At 57.4% G+C, this 14,536-nt stretch carries 8 protein-coding genes and 1 riboswitch; of the genes, 2 read left to right on the top strand and 6 right to left on the bottom strand.

The features are described 5' to 3' along the window. Positions 1 to 59: 59 nt before the first annotated feature. Together thiO and ACI48J_RS02385 are read right to left on the bottom strand one after the other, a co-directional pair. A complete protein-coding gene (gene thiO / locus ACI48J_RS02390) occupies positions 60 to 1,220 on the bottom strand; it encodes a glycine oxidase ThiO (protein WP_405081465.1) in 1,161 nt (386 codons plus the stop codon). After that, positions 1,217 to 1,873 (bottom strand): thiamine phosphate synthase, encoded by a 657-nt coding sequence (locus ACI48J_RS02385; protein WP_405081463.1) that lies wholly within the window; start codon positions 1,871 to 1,873, stop codon positions 1,217 to 1,219. Before ACI48J_RS02385 ends, thiO begins: the two co-directional genes overlap by 4 nt. A 328-nt stretch (positions 1,874 to 2,201) precedes the next feature. Beyond that, positions 2,202 to 2,312, bottom strand: a riboswitch (TPP riboswitch). A 239-nt stretch (positions 2,313 to 2,551) separates the two neighbouring features. On the opposite strand from ACI48J_RS02385, the gene ACI48J_RS02380 reads away from it, so the two are divergent. Continuing rightward, on the top strand, positions 2,552 to 3,121 hold the full coding sequence (locus tag ACI48J_RS02380; RefSeq protein WP_405081461.1) for a TraR/DksA C4-type zinc finger protein: 570 nt from the start codon (positions 2,552 to 2,554) through the stop codon (positions 3,119 to 3,121). A 120-nt stretch (positions 3,122 to 3,241) separates the two neighbouring features. Here ACI48J_RS02380 and ACI48J_RS02375 read toward each other — a convergent pair whose 3' ends face one another. The 4 genes from ACI48J_RS02375 to ACI48J_RS02360 form a co-directional block, all read right to left on the bottom strand. Then, positions 3,242 to 3,724: a zinc ribbon domain-containing protein gene (locus ACI48J_RS02375; RefSeq protein WP_218231233.1), complete on the bottom strand. Its 483-nt coding sequence runs from the start codon at positions 3,722 to 3,724 to the stop codon at positions 3,242 to 3,244. Between the two features lie 527 nt (positions 3,725 to 4,251). Next, complete coding sequence (locus tag ACI48J_RS02370; protein WP_405081459.1) at positions 4,252 to 5,898, bottom strand: DUF4127 family protein; 1,647 nt, start codon at positions 5,896 to 5,898, stop codon at positions 4,252 to 4,254. Between the two features lie 62 nt (positions 5,899 to 5,960). Next, the gene (locus ACI48J_RS02365; protein ID WP_405081457.1) at positions 5,961 to 6,653 is read right to left on the bottom strand and encodes an N-acetylmannosamine-6-phosphate 2-epimerase; all 693 of its coding nucleotides are present in this window, start codon (positions 6,651 to 6,653) and stop codon (positions 5,961 to 5,963) included. Positions 6,654 to 6,982: 329 nt separating this feature from the next. Continuing rightward, positions 6,983 to 12,760, bottom strand: coding sequence for a HAMP domain-containing protein (locus ACI48J_RS02360; protein WP_405081456.1), 5,778 nt, complete (start codon positions 12,758 to 12,760; stop codon positions 6,983 to 6,985). A 785-nt stretch (positions 12,761 to 13,545) separates the two neighbouring features. On the opposite strand from ACI48J_RS02360, the gene ACI48J_RS02355 reads away from it, so the two are divergent. Then, positions 13,546 to 14,493, top strand: a complete 948-nt coding sequence (locus ACI48J_RS02355; protein WP_405081454.1) for an ROK family protein — start codon at positions 13,546 to 13,548, stop codon at positions 14,491 to 14,493. Positions 14,494 to 14,536 lie beyond the last annotated feature (43 nt).

Below are 14,536 nucleotides of genomic sequence, written 5' to 3'. Positions count from 1 at the left end.
ACTTGCAAAATGCAGCCTCCGGGCCGATACACGGAGCCATGCTCCCCAGCCGGCGGGGCCTACTGCCTTACAGCCGCGGCTGCCGCCTTTCTGTCCGGCCGGAACGCTTCGAGCAGCTCACTCGCCCCCGGCAGAGCCGCTTCCGCAGCGGCGGCCCCGCCCGTGAGCACCGAAGCGGCAAGCACGCCGGTCGCCTGCGACAGCAAAATGCCGTTGCGGTAATGCCCGAGGGCTGCGAAAAGCCCCTTGCAGGCGGTTATCTCGCCGATGTAAGGCATCCCGTCGGGCGTCTGAGGCCGCAGCCCCGCCCAGGCGCGTTCCCACTCGGCATCCGCAAGCCCCGGGACGAGCCGCTGCGCCTGCGCCGCCAGCGAAAGCAGGCTGCCAAGACGCGGACTGCGGTCGAAGGAGCCGGGCTGAGCCGTGGCTCCCACGATGATCCGCCCGCCCGGCTTGGGCACGATATAGCAGTCGCCCGAAGCGATGGTCCTCGCGAGAAGAGGCTGCCTCAGGGTGAGGGAGAAGCATTCTCCCTTCACCGGATACACGGGCAGCTCCACGCCCAGAGGCGCCAGAATCTGGGCGCTCCAAAGCGAGGACGCCAGCACCGCGCCGGCGCAGCGGATCTTCCCTTCGCGGGTCTCCACGCCGCTCACCCGGCCCGACTCCGTCAGGATTCCGGTCACGTCGGCGTGCTCCGTGATCCGCGCGCCAAGCCGCGCCGCTCCGGCGGCCAGAGCGGCCGACAGCTCCGGCGCCAGCACATGCCCCTCGTCGGGCAGATGAAGCGCCCCGCGGAGCTCCTTGCTCAGACCGGGTTCCAGCCAGCCTGTCTCGCACGGACTGAGCCATTCCGCCCGGCCGCCGGCCTCCTGCTGGAAACGGGCGTCCGCTTTGAGCGCCGCCGCTTCGGCATCGGTCCAGGCGGCTTTAAGCATTCCCCGGCGGGTGAGGCCGATGTCCAGGTCCGTCAGCTCCTTGAGCTCTTCCGCCAGTTCCGGGAACAAATCCCGGCTCCCGCGGGCAAAATCAAACATCGGCCCCGCCTCGCGCATTTCGGACTGGGCCCCAAGCATCCCGGCTGCCGCGCCCGACGCCTGCCCGGCAATACGTTCCTTTTCCAGCAGAGTCACTCGGACTCCCCGCTTCGCAAGCTGATAGGCGATCGAGCAGCCGATGACGCCTCCTCCGATCACGACTATATCCGTATCCCGATTCATCTCAGTTCTCCTCCTGTTTTCTCCGGCTGCAGGGCAAGCGCCAGCTCGTGCCGGTAACGCTCCGCAGCTTCCGCGGGATTGTCCGCTTCCCATATGCCGCTCATTACGGCCACGCCCGCTGCTCCCGCACGAATCACCTCCGCGCAGTTCTCCGGAAGAATCCCTCCGATCGCGATAACCGGGAGGCCTCCGCAAGCCAGCACCGTCTCCCGCAGCGCTTCCGCGCCGCGCGGGGCGGCGCCGGGTTTGGAGCCTGTGGCGAATACATGGCCGAATATCAGATAATCGGCTCCCTCCTTCGAGGCACGGCCACCTTCCTCGGGCCCGTGAACGGAGACGCCTACGCGCAGGCCGGGAAACCCCTTTTTCACCGCGGAGGCAGGCAAGCCGCTTCCCGGAAGCTGCACTCCGGCCGCTCCGGACAGCCGGGCCGCATCGGCTCGATCGTTGACGACAATCTTGCCCGGCGGGACCCCGCAGGCGGCAAGCCCTGAGAGCAGCGCCCACAGCTCCCGCGGAGACTGCTTTTTTTCACGCACATGAATGGCCGTTATGTAAGGATGGATGGCGGAGGCAATCCGTATAAGCACCTCCGGGTTCTGCCTTCCGGTTGAGATGGCGTGAAGTTCCGGTCCGGCGGGATAAGGGGTCATCTCGTTCTTCTCCTCTCGGCTTGTATAGAGCGGTTTTATAATCTATCCTCGGGCAGGGCGCGCTTTCCGACAGACGGAGCGGCAATAACGCAAAAAAACCACTTTCCGCAGAAAGTGGTTTTCCCGTACACCGTTGCACGCGAGCCTGGACGCCGCTCCGCCGGTTGGCGGAAACGGCCGGCCGTACCGGTATTTCTCCAATCCCGGTCTTTTCGCGCCTACGGCCGCCAGGCGGTTCGTAAGCGGACAAGATTTCCCGGAACAACCGGCAGCAGCCTCAGGCTTGCAATGAACAAAAAAAGACCGGACGGAATATACCGTGCGGCCTTGGTCGGCAGGGTTATTCTCTCTACGCTGGCATTACCCAGATCAGATACGGTTAGTGACATTCGCGGTCACACTCTCAGCCGGACTCCATCCAGCTCCCGAAACATATAAGGTTATCTTAACCTTACCTTATCCTTTTTCCAATTACAAGCTAAATTTTCCCGTAAAAAACGGCCGGGACCGAACTCGTCTACTTCCGGCAAGCTCTGGATACCCGCTTCCGTATGTTTCCATCCTCCGCTTTTGCGTCAAATAAAGGGGTCTTCGGGTAATAAAAAAATACAATCGGGCGGTGTTCATCTCTTCAGGAGAAACCGTCCCAACCACGTATCCGAAGGGGAGGAATGTCCGATGGCAGCGCTGACCGAAGAAGAAAGAAACAAGCTGGAGCAGCGGCTTTATAAGGAAAAAGGCGAGCTGGAGCACGTGCTTGAGTCCGACCGGGAAGAAGACTCGCTGAGAGACTCTACCGGAGAACTATCCTCATACGACAATCACCCCGCCGACATCGCAACCGAAGCGTTCGAAAGAGGCCGGGACCAGGCGGTGGATGAAAATATGGAACAACAGCTTACAGACGTCAAACATGCGATCGGCCGGCTTGAATCCGGTTCTTACGGCGTATGCGAAATATGCAAGGAACCGATTCCGTTCGAACGCCTGGAGGCGATTCCATGGGCTTCTACCTGCGTTGAACATTCGCAGACACGTGCGGAAGGCAACCCCGCAGATCGCCCGGTAGAAGAAGAACTTCTCGAACCGATTCTGGAGTCTCCGAACGATGACGACACGGGCCGCTCCGAAATCGATGACGTCGACGCCTGGAAGACAGTAGAAGAATACGGCAACAGTTCGGACACCCGCAGGACGGGAAACGCTCAGGCGAAGGAACCCGCGGACGACTGCGAAGACGATAAGTAGATAAACATAAAAAAGGATGAGGCATTCGCGAAGAATCCCTTCATCCTTTTTGGCATGCCGCCTGTATAATCGTCTTTATCCTATGGCATGTATAACGCCTACCGCAGGCTAACCGGCAGTCTAGCTTTCTTCTTCCGTCAGCCGGTATCCGCAGGTCGTGCAGAACTGCATACCGGGTTCGATATCTTCTTTGCATTGGGGGCAGAAAGGCTTCAATTCCATAATAGCCGTAAAGTCCGCCTGCTCGTGAATCGGTTCGAATTTCCGCCCGCAGTTCGGGCAAAACCGGGTATCCACCGCGACCACGTGTCCGCATTCGCACGATTTCTCGTCGTACAGACTGTAAATCCGGTTCTGCATCGCCTTGATTTCATCTTCGATAGCCTGGAGCTCAGCCGTTACGGCCGCGACCTGCGTCTCCGGGTAAGGCTGCTTCTGCTTGCCCGCTTCGTAGACAAATTCGCCGATCTGCGTATACAGTTTCTGCATATCTCTCTGCTTCGCCGCAATTTGCAGCTTCAACCGGTTAACTTCGATCGTCTGCTGCGCTTTTTTCCCCGCTTCGGCTGCGCCCTGTTTAATCTTCCCGATAAATCCGGACATAGGGTACCTCCTTGATGTTAAGATTGCATGGGCACAATCTGACTTTTATAATACCCCCATTATACCCGTTTCCCGCTGGATGCGCTAATTTCGGCCTCGTTACAGTGTATGGGCCCGTTCCGGAAAAAAGGACACCAATTCCGGCTTACCCCGGAATTTAACGAATTTCGCGAAATTTCCGGGGCCAATTTGGAGGGGCTTGAAGGGTGGGCCATTGCCGGCAGGTCGGGTCAGCCTATCAACCGGATGGCAGACAATCTGCATATGCGGATGAACCGCATTGCCGAAAACGAAGCCGTCGGCCAGCGTCCTTTTGCAAAGCTTTATTGCGTCCCTTCCCCGCTTTTCCTTCGCACCCCGCGCAGCTCCCAGCGCACGGTGTTTCGCTGCATGACGGTGGTAGGTCGATCTGTATAAAAAAAGCGCCCCGGCCCTTAAGGCCGAAGCGCTTGCCGCATCCTCCGATCCGATGCCCGAATCCGATGACGATACACGAAGATATCTGCAAAAACAAAGCCCGATCCCGATCAGCCCCGGGCAGTCTCTTTACTTTCGCGAGACGGTTCAGGGCTGCTCCCGCCCACCAGGTGCAGATCGAAACCGACCTCGAACATCCGGTTCCACGGCAAATGAACGTTGGCGAGCTCGATCCGCTCTGGCGTCAGCCCGGCAAGGCGCTCTTCAACAAACGAGCGCAGCTTCTCCGCGATGACGGCTTCGATTTCAGGCTGCTTGCCGGCCAGCCCGAAATATCCCGCTCCGAACGCCGGAAGCACGTTCGCCGTCACGTCCTTGCGGACGAGGGCCTGGTAGCCCCAGTCTTCTACGAGCCGGTAGAAGTAGAAGGCCCGGCTGCTCCGCTTCTGTGCTTCGCTGCGCAGACGGCCTCCAGCCGGGGTGTCCGCGTCCGTCCCGCCGGCCGTTTCCCGCGCGCCCGCGTAGTACGCCTCGATGACGGCGTGCGCGATGACAGTGCCCAGCGTATTGCCGGAGGTGTTCCACCCGGCATACGCGGACAGCCCTTCAAGCTGGCCCTGGCGGGCAAGCAGCTTGAGCAGCACGGTATCGCCGCCGTTGCAGACCGCCACGTCGGCCAAGGCTACGGTCCGCCCTTCTCCGAGATACACGCGCATCGCCTGGGCGAACTCGCGCAAATTCACCTCGGAGAAGTAGGACCGGTGCCGCTGGCTCCACGCCTGCGACGTTTCCGCCATGTCCGATTCGCCGACTGCCGGCGAATTGACCATCAGCACGGCGTCGGCCCCTTGCGAGCTGTCCGCCATAAAAGCGCCTGCACTCGTCAGGTGCGCCTTGATGCTCTCGTTCAGGCTGCGGTCCTCGTACTTCGGTATGCAGAAAGGTCCCCTCGTGGAAGAATAACGGACAAACAGCTTCGGAAGGTATCCTTTGCTTTCGCAGAAAATCCGGGCAAACAGCGTACAGCCGATTTCGTCCGCCCCCGGGTATATCGCAACGCGGTCCGTCAAGTCCAGCTCTTCCGAGAGAATCGCTAGCGCCCTCTGCTCCAGCGGGGAGAAGCCGTACTGGGAATTATCGTCGAGCGGGATGATCAAATAGTCGATAATGCCTTCTTCCGCAAGCTCCAGCGCCGTCCGGTTGACGAAAGCGTTGATTTCGCGCCGTCCGATGAAATCTTCGAGCACATCCTGCGGAATTTTGTCCAGAATGCCTGTGAAAATCCGCTCTTCTTCGTCCGTCAGCGCTTCTTGCTCGTTCTTATCCGTATACCAGCCGTACAGGAACAGCTCGCGGCCGTAATCCGCGTAATAATTCGGCTCCTCTTCGCTGCTGGAATAGGCGGGCACCCTCATAATCAGATTAAAAGCGTGGATCCGCAGGTCCGGCTTATTCCTTTTGAGTTCGCGCAGCACTTCAAGGCGCTTAAGCGCGTCCTCACGGGTCAAATAGTGCAGCCGGGAAGGTACGATCCCTCCGTAAACGAGCATATCCAGCGACACCAGGGCATAGTCCGCCCCTTCCGCTTCCCGGAGAAGCCAGTTTCCAAGAGCCTCCGTATCCCCCGGCGCTTTCTTGCGGCCCAGAATGGACATGGGCGGAGCGGCAAGCTCCAAATCGGTCATCTCGGCCAGGCGCTGCGGATATTCCAGGTTACACGGCCGCTCGTCGAGCGGTACAAATACGATTTTCGTCATCCCAATGATCTCCCCTGATCAGAAAAAGTGATAATTGCGCCAATCGTCCGGTAAGAGCCGGTCTAAACGTGTATACGCACGAAGTCGACAAAACGTTTTGTAATCTGCTGAGGCCTTGTGATAGCGCCCCCGATAACGACGGTATGCGCACCGCTGCGGAAGCATTCTATCGCATCTTCCCGGGTATGAATACGCCCTTCGGCGAATACCGGGATATCGGCCCGCGCCGTCATCTCGCGGATCAGTGTGAAATCCGGCCCTTCCTGCCGGGGACTGTACGGCGTATACCCGGACATCGTCGTAGACAGGATATCGAAGCCGGCTTCCTGGGCATGGAGCCCTTCTTCGACGGTAGAGATATCCGCCATGAGGAGAACGCCGGCCCGCTTTTTGATTTCGGACACGATTTCCATCAGCGTTTCTCCTTTGGGACGCGGCCGCATCGTCGCATCCAGCGCGATTATATCGGCTCCCGCCCGCCAAACGGCCTCTACCTCTTCCAAGGTAGGCGTAATATATACATCGCTGCCTTCATAGTCACGCTTCCAGAGCCCGACAAGCGGCAGCTTTACTCTCGATTTAATCGCGGCGATATCGACCGGCGTATTGGCCCTTATGCCGACCGCTCCTCCGGCCTCCGCCGCCAGCGCCATCCTGACCATCATCTCGCTTCCGAACAAAGGTTCATCCGGCAACGCCTGGCAGGACACGATAATTCCTCCCTTTACTGCTTCCAACAGGCTGTGTTTTTCCATCGCTGTACCTCCGTGAGTTATAAGACCGTCCGGCACCGCTGCCGGCATTTATAAGAAAACCCGTCACTTTATTATATGAAGTAATTATCCGTAATTCAACTTAATTTTGGAGCATTTTTTCTTTATTTTAATTCAACGTGACTCCTTTCCATACTCCCAGCTCTATGCATGTTTACTTTTATAGACACATATTTCCAACAAAAAGTTACATATTCCGCATTTTTTTGACTTTTCGCCCTAGTTAAGAAGCGGCTTCATGCAAGGCACCCCCCGGAAGTCCCGGCCATAAAAAAAAGCCCCGTGCTTGCGCACAAGGCTTAAAAATGGCGTTACTGTCCTTTCATCCATCCGAAAGGCTCGGAACCCGGAAGCTCGGCCGGACTCGGCTGAAGTCCGTCCTGGGCCAGGAACCAGTCCCGCAGCATAGCGAGGAGCTGGGCGCTGTTCACCGGCTTGGTGATGTAATCCGAGGCTCCCGCCTCCAGACACTGTTCGCGGTCCCCTTTCATCGCTTTTGCCGTGAGCGCAATGATCGGCAGGCCTTGGAACTGAGGTCTGCGGCGGATTTCACGCATTGTTTCGTACCCGTCCATAACCGGCATCATAATATCCATCAGAACGATATTGATGTCCGGCATTTGCTCAAGGATCTCGATGGCGTCATGGCCGTTCTCGGCGGATATGACCTTCATGTTCTGACGCTCCAGAATGGTCGTCAGAGCGAAAATATTACGGATATCGTCGTCGACGATCAGCACCTTTTTCGAATCGATCATTTCGTTGGACTGGTGCTTTTTAATCAAAATATCTCTCTGGCTGTCATTGAGGTTTTCCAGCTTGCGGTGAAGGAACAGCATCGTTTCGTCCACAATCTGAATCGGCGACTTCACTTCCTTGATGACCGCGATGGAACGCAGCTCCTCCAGGTCGTCCTCTTCCTCTTTGGTCAGCTTTTCGCTCCGGTTGATCAGAACCGGCTTGTATTTGTTTTTGGCGTTCTTCTGCATCTCTCTCACAAACTGGGCCGGGCCCATGTCCGGCAGGTCCGTATCGACGAGCACGCAGTCGAAATCCTTGGATTTCAGCTGGTTCAGCGCCTTGCGGCCGGTATCGGTCGCGCTGACCTTAATGTCGCTGTTCTTCACGAGATCCACCGTCTGTCTGCGGCGCTCGGAATCGGACATGCCGACCAGAAGCTGCTGGAAAGGCTTACTGCCGAAAGCATTCAGCTTGTCGATCGCGTTCTCCAGATCTTCGTTCTTGATCGGCTTGCAGAGGAAGTCGAACACGCCCTTCTGCAAAAGCTCGGTCGCATCGTCTTCGATCGTCATCACCGTTACCGGGATATGACGCAGCTCGATGTCGTCCTTCAGCTGATCCAGAACGGAGGAGCCGTTCATGTCCTCCAGACGCAGGTCAAGCGTAATCGCAACCGGCTTGTATCTCTTGGCGAGGGCGACCGCCTTGTTGCCTTTCGGCGTAATAATCGCCTTCAAGCCTTTCCGGTGAAGCATATCCAGCAGAATCTCATTGAATTTCATATCGTCTTCCACGATCAGGAATACACGATCGCCCGCTTCAATGTTCGCACGATCATCTACGAGCTGTGTCGTATCGAACCGGTCGTATTCGTACTTTTTAGGCGGCGCAGCCGGTATGTCGATCACTTCCGGCACATAAGCGGCGGCCGCTTCCAGCATGGCCGGATCGAGATCGACCGGCAGGAAGAGCGTGAAGGTGCTGCCGACGTTCACTACGCTGAACAGCGTAATCTCGCCGCCAAGCATGCCCGCGATTTCGCGGGAAATGGCAAGACCGAGGCCCGTTCCGCCGTATTCGCGGTTCGTGCTGCCGTCCGCCTGCTGGAACGCTTCGAAAATAATCTGCTGCTTATCCTCGGAGATGCCGATCCCCGTGTCTCCGACGGAGAAGGCCAGCACCATACGGGCGCGGTTCAACGATTCGTTGTCCTGGCTCCAGCCGCTGTTGGCCCGGCGCATAAGGAGAACGACCTCGCCCTTCTCAGTGAACTTAAAGGCGTTGGAAAGCAGATTTTTCAAAATCTGCTGAAGACGCTTGGAATCGGAAATAATGGATTCCGGCAGCGCTTTTTCCGCCTTGATTTTGAAATCGATCTTCTTATCCTGAGCAATATGGCGGAAAGTCCGCTCCATATTATCGGTAATTTCGGTAAGCTTGATTTCGGTGAAGTCCGGTGTAATCGTACCGGATTCGATTTTGCTCAAATCGAGAATGTCGTTAATCAAGTTGAGCAGGTCAAGACCCGAATCATGAATGGTACGCGCGAATTTCACCTGATCGTCGGTCAGGTTATGATCCGGATTCTCGGAAAGCTGTTCGGCCAGCAGAAGCAGGCTGTTCAGCGGTGTCCGCAGCTCATGAGACATATTCGCGAGGAACTCCGATTTGTACCGGGACGTCATCGCAAGCTGCTCCGCTTTCTCTTCGAGGAAGCGTTTCGCCTGCTCGACTTCGTTGTTCTTGCTTTCGACTTCCGCTTTCTGAATGACAAGCAGCTTCGCTTTATCTTCCAGCTCGTCGTTCGTGTTCTGCAGCTCTTCCTGCTGCTTCTTGAGCTCTTCCGCGAGAGACTGCGACTGAGACAGCAGCTCTTCGGTTCTCATGTTGGCCTGCATCGTGTTCAGCACGATTCCGATACTCTCGGTCAACTGGTCGAGGAACGCGATGTCGATCTCCGTGAAGCGGCGGAAGGAAGCCAGCTCCATCACGGCCAGCACCTGATCCTCGAACATGATCGGCAGCAGCACGATGTTAAGCGGCGCGGCTTCGCCGAGTCCCGAGCCGATCATCACGTAATCCTCCGGCACGTTCGTCAGCAGAATCCGCTGCTTCTCGATGAGGCACTGGCCGACCAGGCCCTGGCCCAGACGGAACTCGTTGGACAGGTGCTTGCGCTGCTGGTACGCATAGCTGGAGAACATGCGCAGCACCTGCTCTTCGCCGTTCGCTTCGTTCATGTAGAACACGCCGTGCTGCATGGAAACAAGTGGAGCCAGCTCCGACATGATCATGCGGCACACTTCGTACAGATCGCGCTGACCCTGGAGAAGACGGCTGAACCGGGCCAGGTTGGTCTTGAGCCAATCCTGCTCGGTATTGATCCGCGTCGTTTCCTTGAGATTGCGGATCATCTCGTTGATGTTATCTTTGAGCGTTCCGACTTCGCCCGCCGCAATGACATCAATAGTCCGCGACAAGTCGCCCTTCGTCACCGCAGTCGCAACGTTTGTAATCTGGCGCACCTGAGTCGTCAGCGTGGACGCCATGTAGTTTACGTTATCGGTTAAGTCGCGCCACGTTCCCGCAGCCCCCGGCACGTGCGCTTGACCGCCCAGCTTTCCTTCGGCCCCTACCTCGCGGGCCACGGTCGTAACCTGGTCGGCAAACGTATCGAGCGTGTCGATCATGTTATTGATCGTTTCGCTCAGATCGTAGATCTCGCCAGCCGCGTCCACCATCAGCTTCTGCTTCAGGTTACCGTTGGCGACGGCCGTAACGACCTTCGCGATGCCCCGCACCTGGTTGGTCAAGTTCGTCGCCATAATGTTCACGTTGTCGGTCAAGTCTTTCCAGATTCCGCCGACCCCGTTCACATGCGCCTGGCCGCCCAGCTTGCCGTCCGTTCCCACCTCGCGGGCTACACGGGTAACCTCCGAGGCGAACGAGCTGAGCTGATCCACCATCGTATTGATCGTTTCTTTGAGCTCCAGGAGTTCGCCTTTCACGTCGATCGTAATCTTCTTCGACAAATCGCCGTTGGCGACGGCGGTCGTAACGGCCGCGATGTTTCGCACCTGGCTGGTCAAGTTGCCGGTCATGTAGTTCACCGTGTCGGTAAGATCCTTCCACGTTCCGGAAACCCCTTTTACATCCGCCTGGCCGCCCAGCTTCCCTTCCGTTCCGACCTCGCGCGCTACGCGCGTCACTTCGGAAGCGAAGTTGCTGAGCTGATCCACCATCGTGTTGATCGTGCTCTTCAGCTGCAGCATCTCGCCTTTGACGTCAACGGTAATCTTGCGGGACAGATCGCCCTTCGCGACCGCCGTCGTCACATCGGCGATATTCCGAACCTGGTCGGTCAGGTTGCTCGCCATGTCGTTTACGCTCTCCGTCAGGTCCTTCCACGTTCCGGCAACGCCTTTAACCTGGGCTTGGCCGCCAAGACGTCCGTCCGTTCCCACTTCACGAGCCACACGGGTAACCTCGGAGGCGAAGGTGCTGAGCTGATCCACCATCGTATTGATCGTGTTTTTCAGCTCCAAAATCTCGCCCTGTACGTCCTCCGTGATCTTCTTGGACAGATCGCCGTTGGCAACGGCCGTCGTGACGACCGCGATGTTCCGAACCTGGTTCGTCAGGTTGCTCGCCATGTCGTTTACGCTCTCCGTCAGATCCTTCCACGTTCCGGATACGCCCTTCACGTTCGCCTGACCGCCGAGTTTCCCTTCCGTTCCTACTTCCCGGGCCACACGGGTAACCTCGGACGCGAACGTGCTGAGCTGATCCACCATCGTGTTGATCGTATTCTTCAGCTCCAGAATTTCGCCGGTCGCGTTGACCGTGATCTGCTTGGACAAGTCGCCCTTCGCGACGGCGGTCGTGACTTCCGCGATGTTGCGCACCTGATCGGTCAGCGTACTCGCCATGTAGTTGACGCTGTCGGTCAAGTCCTTCCAGGTGCCGGACACGCCCTTAACGTCCGCCCGGCCGCCCAGCTTGCCGTCGTTACTGACCTCGCGGGCTACGCGGGTAACCTCGGACGCGAACGTGCTGAGCTGATCCACCATCGTGTTGATCGTGCTTTTTAGCTGCAAAATCTCGCCCTTGGCGTCGACCGCGATCTTCTTCGACAGGTCGCCGGTCGCAACCGCCGTCGTCACCTCGGCGATGTTGCGCACCTGATTCGTCAGGTTCGTCGCCATGTAGTTAACGCTCTCCGTCAGGTCGCGCCATGTGCCCGACACGCCTTTAACGTCGGCCTGGCCGCCCAGTATGCCTTCCGTTCCTACCTCGCGCGCCACACGCGTAACCTCGGAACCGAACGTGCTGAGCTGATCCACCATCGTGTTGATCGTGTTCTTCAGCTCCAGAATCTCGCCCTGCGCTTCTTCCGTAATCTTCTTGGAGAGATCGCCGTTCGCAACGGCCGTCGTGACGACAGCGATGTTACGCACCTGGTTCGTCAGGTTGCTCGCCATGTCGTTAACGCTCTCCGTCAAATCGTACCAGGTGCCGGACACACCCTTAACGTCGGCCTGCCCGCCCAGCTTGCCTTCCGTTCCTACTTCACGCGCCACACGCGTAACCTCGGAAGCGAACGTGCTGAGCTGATCCACCATCGTGTTGATCGTATTTTTCAGCTCCAGGAATTCGCCCTTGGCGTTAACGGTAATCTTGCGGGACAAATCGCCTTTCGCGACAGCCGTCGTCACATCCGCGATGTTCCGTACCTGATCCGTCAGGTTGCTCGCCATGTTATTGACGCTCTCCGTCAAATCGCGCCACGTGCCGGATACGTCCGTCACTTCGGCTTGTCCGCCCAAAATGCCCTCCGTTCCTACCTCGCGCGCCACACGCGTAACCTCGGCAGCAAACGTCCCGAGCTGGTTGACCATCCGGTTGATATTGTTAGCGGTGCGCAAAAACTCGCCCGTAAGAGCGCGCCCTTCAAATTCAAGCTCCACTTTCTGCGAAAGATCGCCCTGCGCCACGGCGTTAATAACCCGGACCATCTCGCTTGTAGGCTGAATCAGATCGCTGATCAGATTGTTCAGGGAATCGTTGAACGCATTCCAGCTTCCGCCCGTGCTCCGGCACATAAAGCGGCGGTTGGTATTGCCTTCCTTGCCGACAACCCGCTCGACCGTCTGCACTTCCTGCACCACGTTCTCCTGCATATCGAGGATATCGTTCAGCGTATCGGCGATTTTGCCCGGCATTCCGTTCAGATCATAGGGCATGCGCACGGAAAAGTCGCCCTTCTTAAAAGCCAGCAACACCTGAAGCAACTGTTTTTCGTCCAAAACATCTAGGGAATCATTGGATCTCTGGTCTTGTTCCGACATACGGCTTTTCCTCCGAATTTGTATATAAATAGAAAAATGAATTCAAATAATTATGTCAACTTTAATAGTAGTGTTTCTAAAAACCGAATACAATAGCAAGTAGAGGAAATTGTATACCTATACGCACGCGGGAACCCTCTTATCGAAGTCCGATCCCCTGCTGCGTTACCGCTTACATATCGCCGGTTTGTCCCCCTTTTCCGTTCAAATGAGAGGTTGGTTCCCTTGGTCCTTACACGTCCTTTGTAAATACGTCCCCATATGAAGATAGTTTCTGTTTGTAAAAAATTGTCACAGCAACAATCCCCGGTAAAAAACCGATATTGAAAACATTTTTCGACATTATGGCACGCTGATGCGCTTTTATACCCGCTTCCGTTAAACTCGAAACAGGGTTTTCGGTTTTTTTTCAAAAAATTTTGTCGGGTTTTAAAGTAACGCGCGGGTTCTGGTAAAATGACGGAAATCCCCGGAAAAGCCGGTGAATTGGAAGGCACATACAGCGTACAGTGCGGGGACAAAAGCGGCCTATTATTCCATTAAAGTAAAGCGTGCCGGGTAATACAGAGGAAAATTACTATCTTACCGAGGAGAAGGAGTTTGATTTCGCGGGAACTTTACGGGACGAAAACGGCTTTGCAGGTGGAACCGGGTACGGATAACCTGCCGGTTTTTCATTTACAGGGCAGCAGGCTTCTCCTATAATAAAGAAGTAAAATTTCTTTTATAGTTATTGATTAAGGAAAATTATTTCTTCTAAAATCACGAAGCGGGGGAAAAGGTTCATGTCTTCTTACGCAGCGATCGGCATCGACATCGGGGGCACCCACATTAAAAGCGGGCTCATCCTTCCCGACGGGAAAGTGCTCGCCTCCCACAAAACCGAGACGGAAGCGTCCGCCGGCAAATCCGGTCTCATGGCTAAGCTCGCAGGACTTCTGCAAACGTATTCAGAAGAGGCCGCTGCCGCAGGCGTGAAGCTCGCCGGAACGGGAATCGGCAGCGCCGGCTACATTAACCGCGAAGGAACCGTGGCTTTCGCGACCGATAATTTGCCCGGCTGGAGCGGAACGACGCTGCGCGCGGATATCGAGAAGCTATCCGGCCTGCCCGCTGCCGTCGATAACGACGTCAACGTCATCGCCCTCGGCGAGCAGTGGCTCGGAGCGGGACGCGGCTGGGACACCTTCCTCTGCGTAGCGCTGGGCACCGGGGTGGGCGGCTGCTACATCCGCGAGGGCAGCCCGCTGCACGGGCGGGACGGCTTCGCGGGAGCCTACGGCCACATGGTCGTGGCTTTCGGCGGCGAGCCCTGCACTTGCGGCCACCGCGGATGCTGGGAGCAGTATGCGTCCGTGACCGCGCTGAAGCGCCTTATTCGCGAGCGGGGCGGGGAGACGCTGGAAGAAGCGTCTCCGCCGGAGCTGTTCGCGCGCGCCCGCGCCGGGGACGAGACCGCGATGGCCATCGTGCGGCTGTACGCCGAGTACGTAGCCACGGGGCTCAGCGGTCTCATCCACGCGTTCAACCCGCCCGCCATCGTCGTGGGCGGAGCCGTCACCGAACAGGGAGACTTCCTGTTCGATCTGATCCGCCGGCATGTCCTGGACATGACCATGCCGGCCTACACGGCGGCGCCTGTCCCGATCGTGCCGGCCGAGCTCGGCGGCACGGCAGGCATGTTCGGCGCCGCGAAGCTGCTGTTCGACCGCCTGAAGGCCGAACAGCTCTAAAGCAAAAGCCCTTCGCCAGTGCGAAGGGCTTTTGCTTATTTGC

The organism is Paenibacillus chitinolyticus (assembly GCF_045038035.1).
In the GTDB taxonomy this organism is placed as follows: domain Bacteria; phylum Bacillota; class Bacilli; order Paenibacillales; family NBRC-103111; genus Paenibacillus_F; species Paenibacillus_F chitinolyticus_A.
The sequence above is the reverse complement of the archived record's forward strand: the minus strand, read 5'-3'. Positions and strand labels throughout refer to the sequence as shown.

Excerpts from the sequence above, each read along its gene's own strand:
- thiO (WP_405081465.1), bottom strand. The coding sequence starts at position 1,220 with ATGAATCGGGATACGGATATAGTCGTGATCGGAGGAGGCGTCATCGGC.
- ACI48J_RS02385 (WP_405081463.1), bottom strand. The coding sequence starts at position 1,873 with ATGACCCCTTATCCCGCCGGACCGGAACTTCACGCCATCTCAACCGGA.
- ACI48J_RS02380 (WP_405081461.1), top strand. The coding sequence starts at position 2,552 with ATGGCAGCGCTGACCGAAGAAGAAAGAAACAAGCTGGAGCAGCGGCTT.
- ACI48J_RS02375 (WP_218231233.1), bottom strand. The coding sequence starts at position 3,724 with ATGTCCGGATTTATCGGGAAGATTAAACAGGGCGCAGCCGAAGCGGGG.
- ACI48J_RS02370 (WP_405081459.1), bottom strand. The coding sequence starts at position 5,898 with ATGACGAAAATCGTATTTGTACCGCTCGACGAGCGGCCGTGTAACCTG.
- ACI48J_RS02365 (WP_405081457.1), bottom strand. The coding sequence starts at position 6,653 with ATGGAAAAACACAGCCTGTTGGAAGCAGTAAAGGGAGGAATTATCGTG.
- ACI48J_RS02360 (WP_405081456.1), bottom strand. The coding sequence starts at position 12,760 with ATGTCGGAACAAGACCAGAGATCCAATGATTCCCTAGATGTTTTGGAC.
- ACI48J_RS02355 (WP_405081454.1), top strand. The coding sequence starts at position 13,546 with ATGTCTTCTTACGCAGCGATCGGCATCGACATCGGGGGCACCCACATT.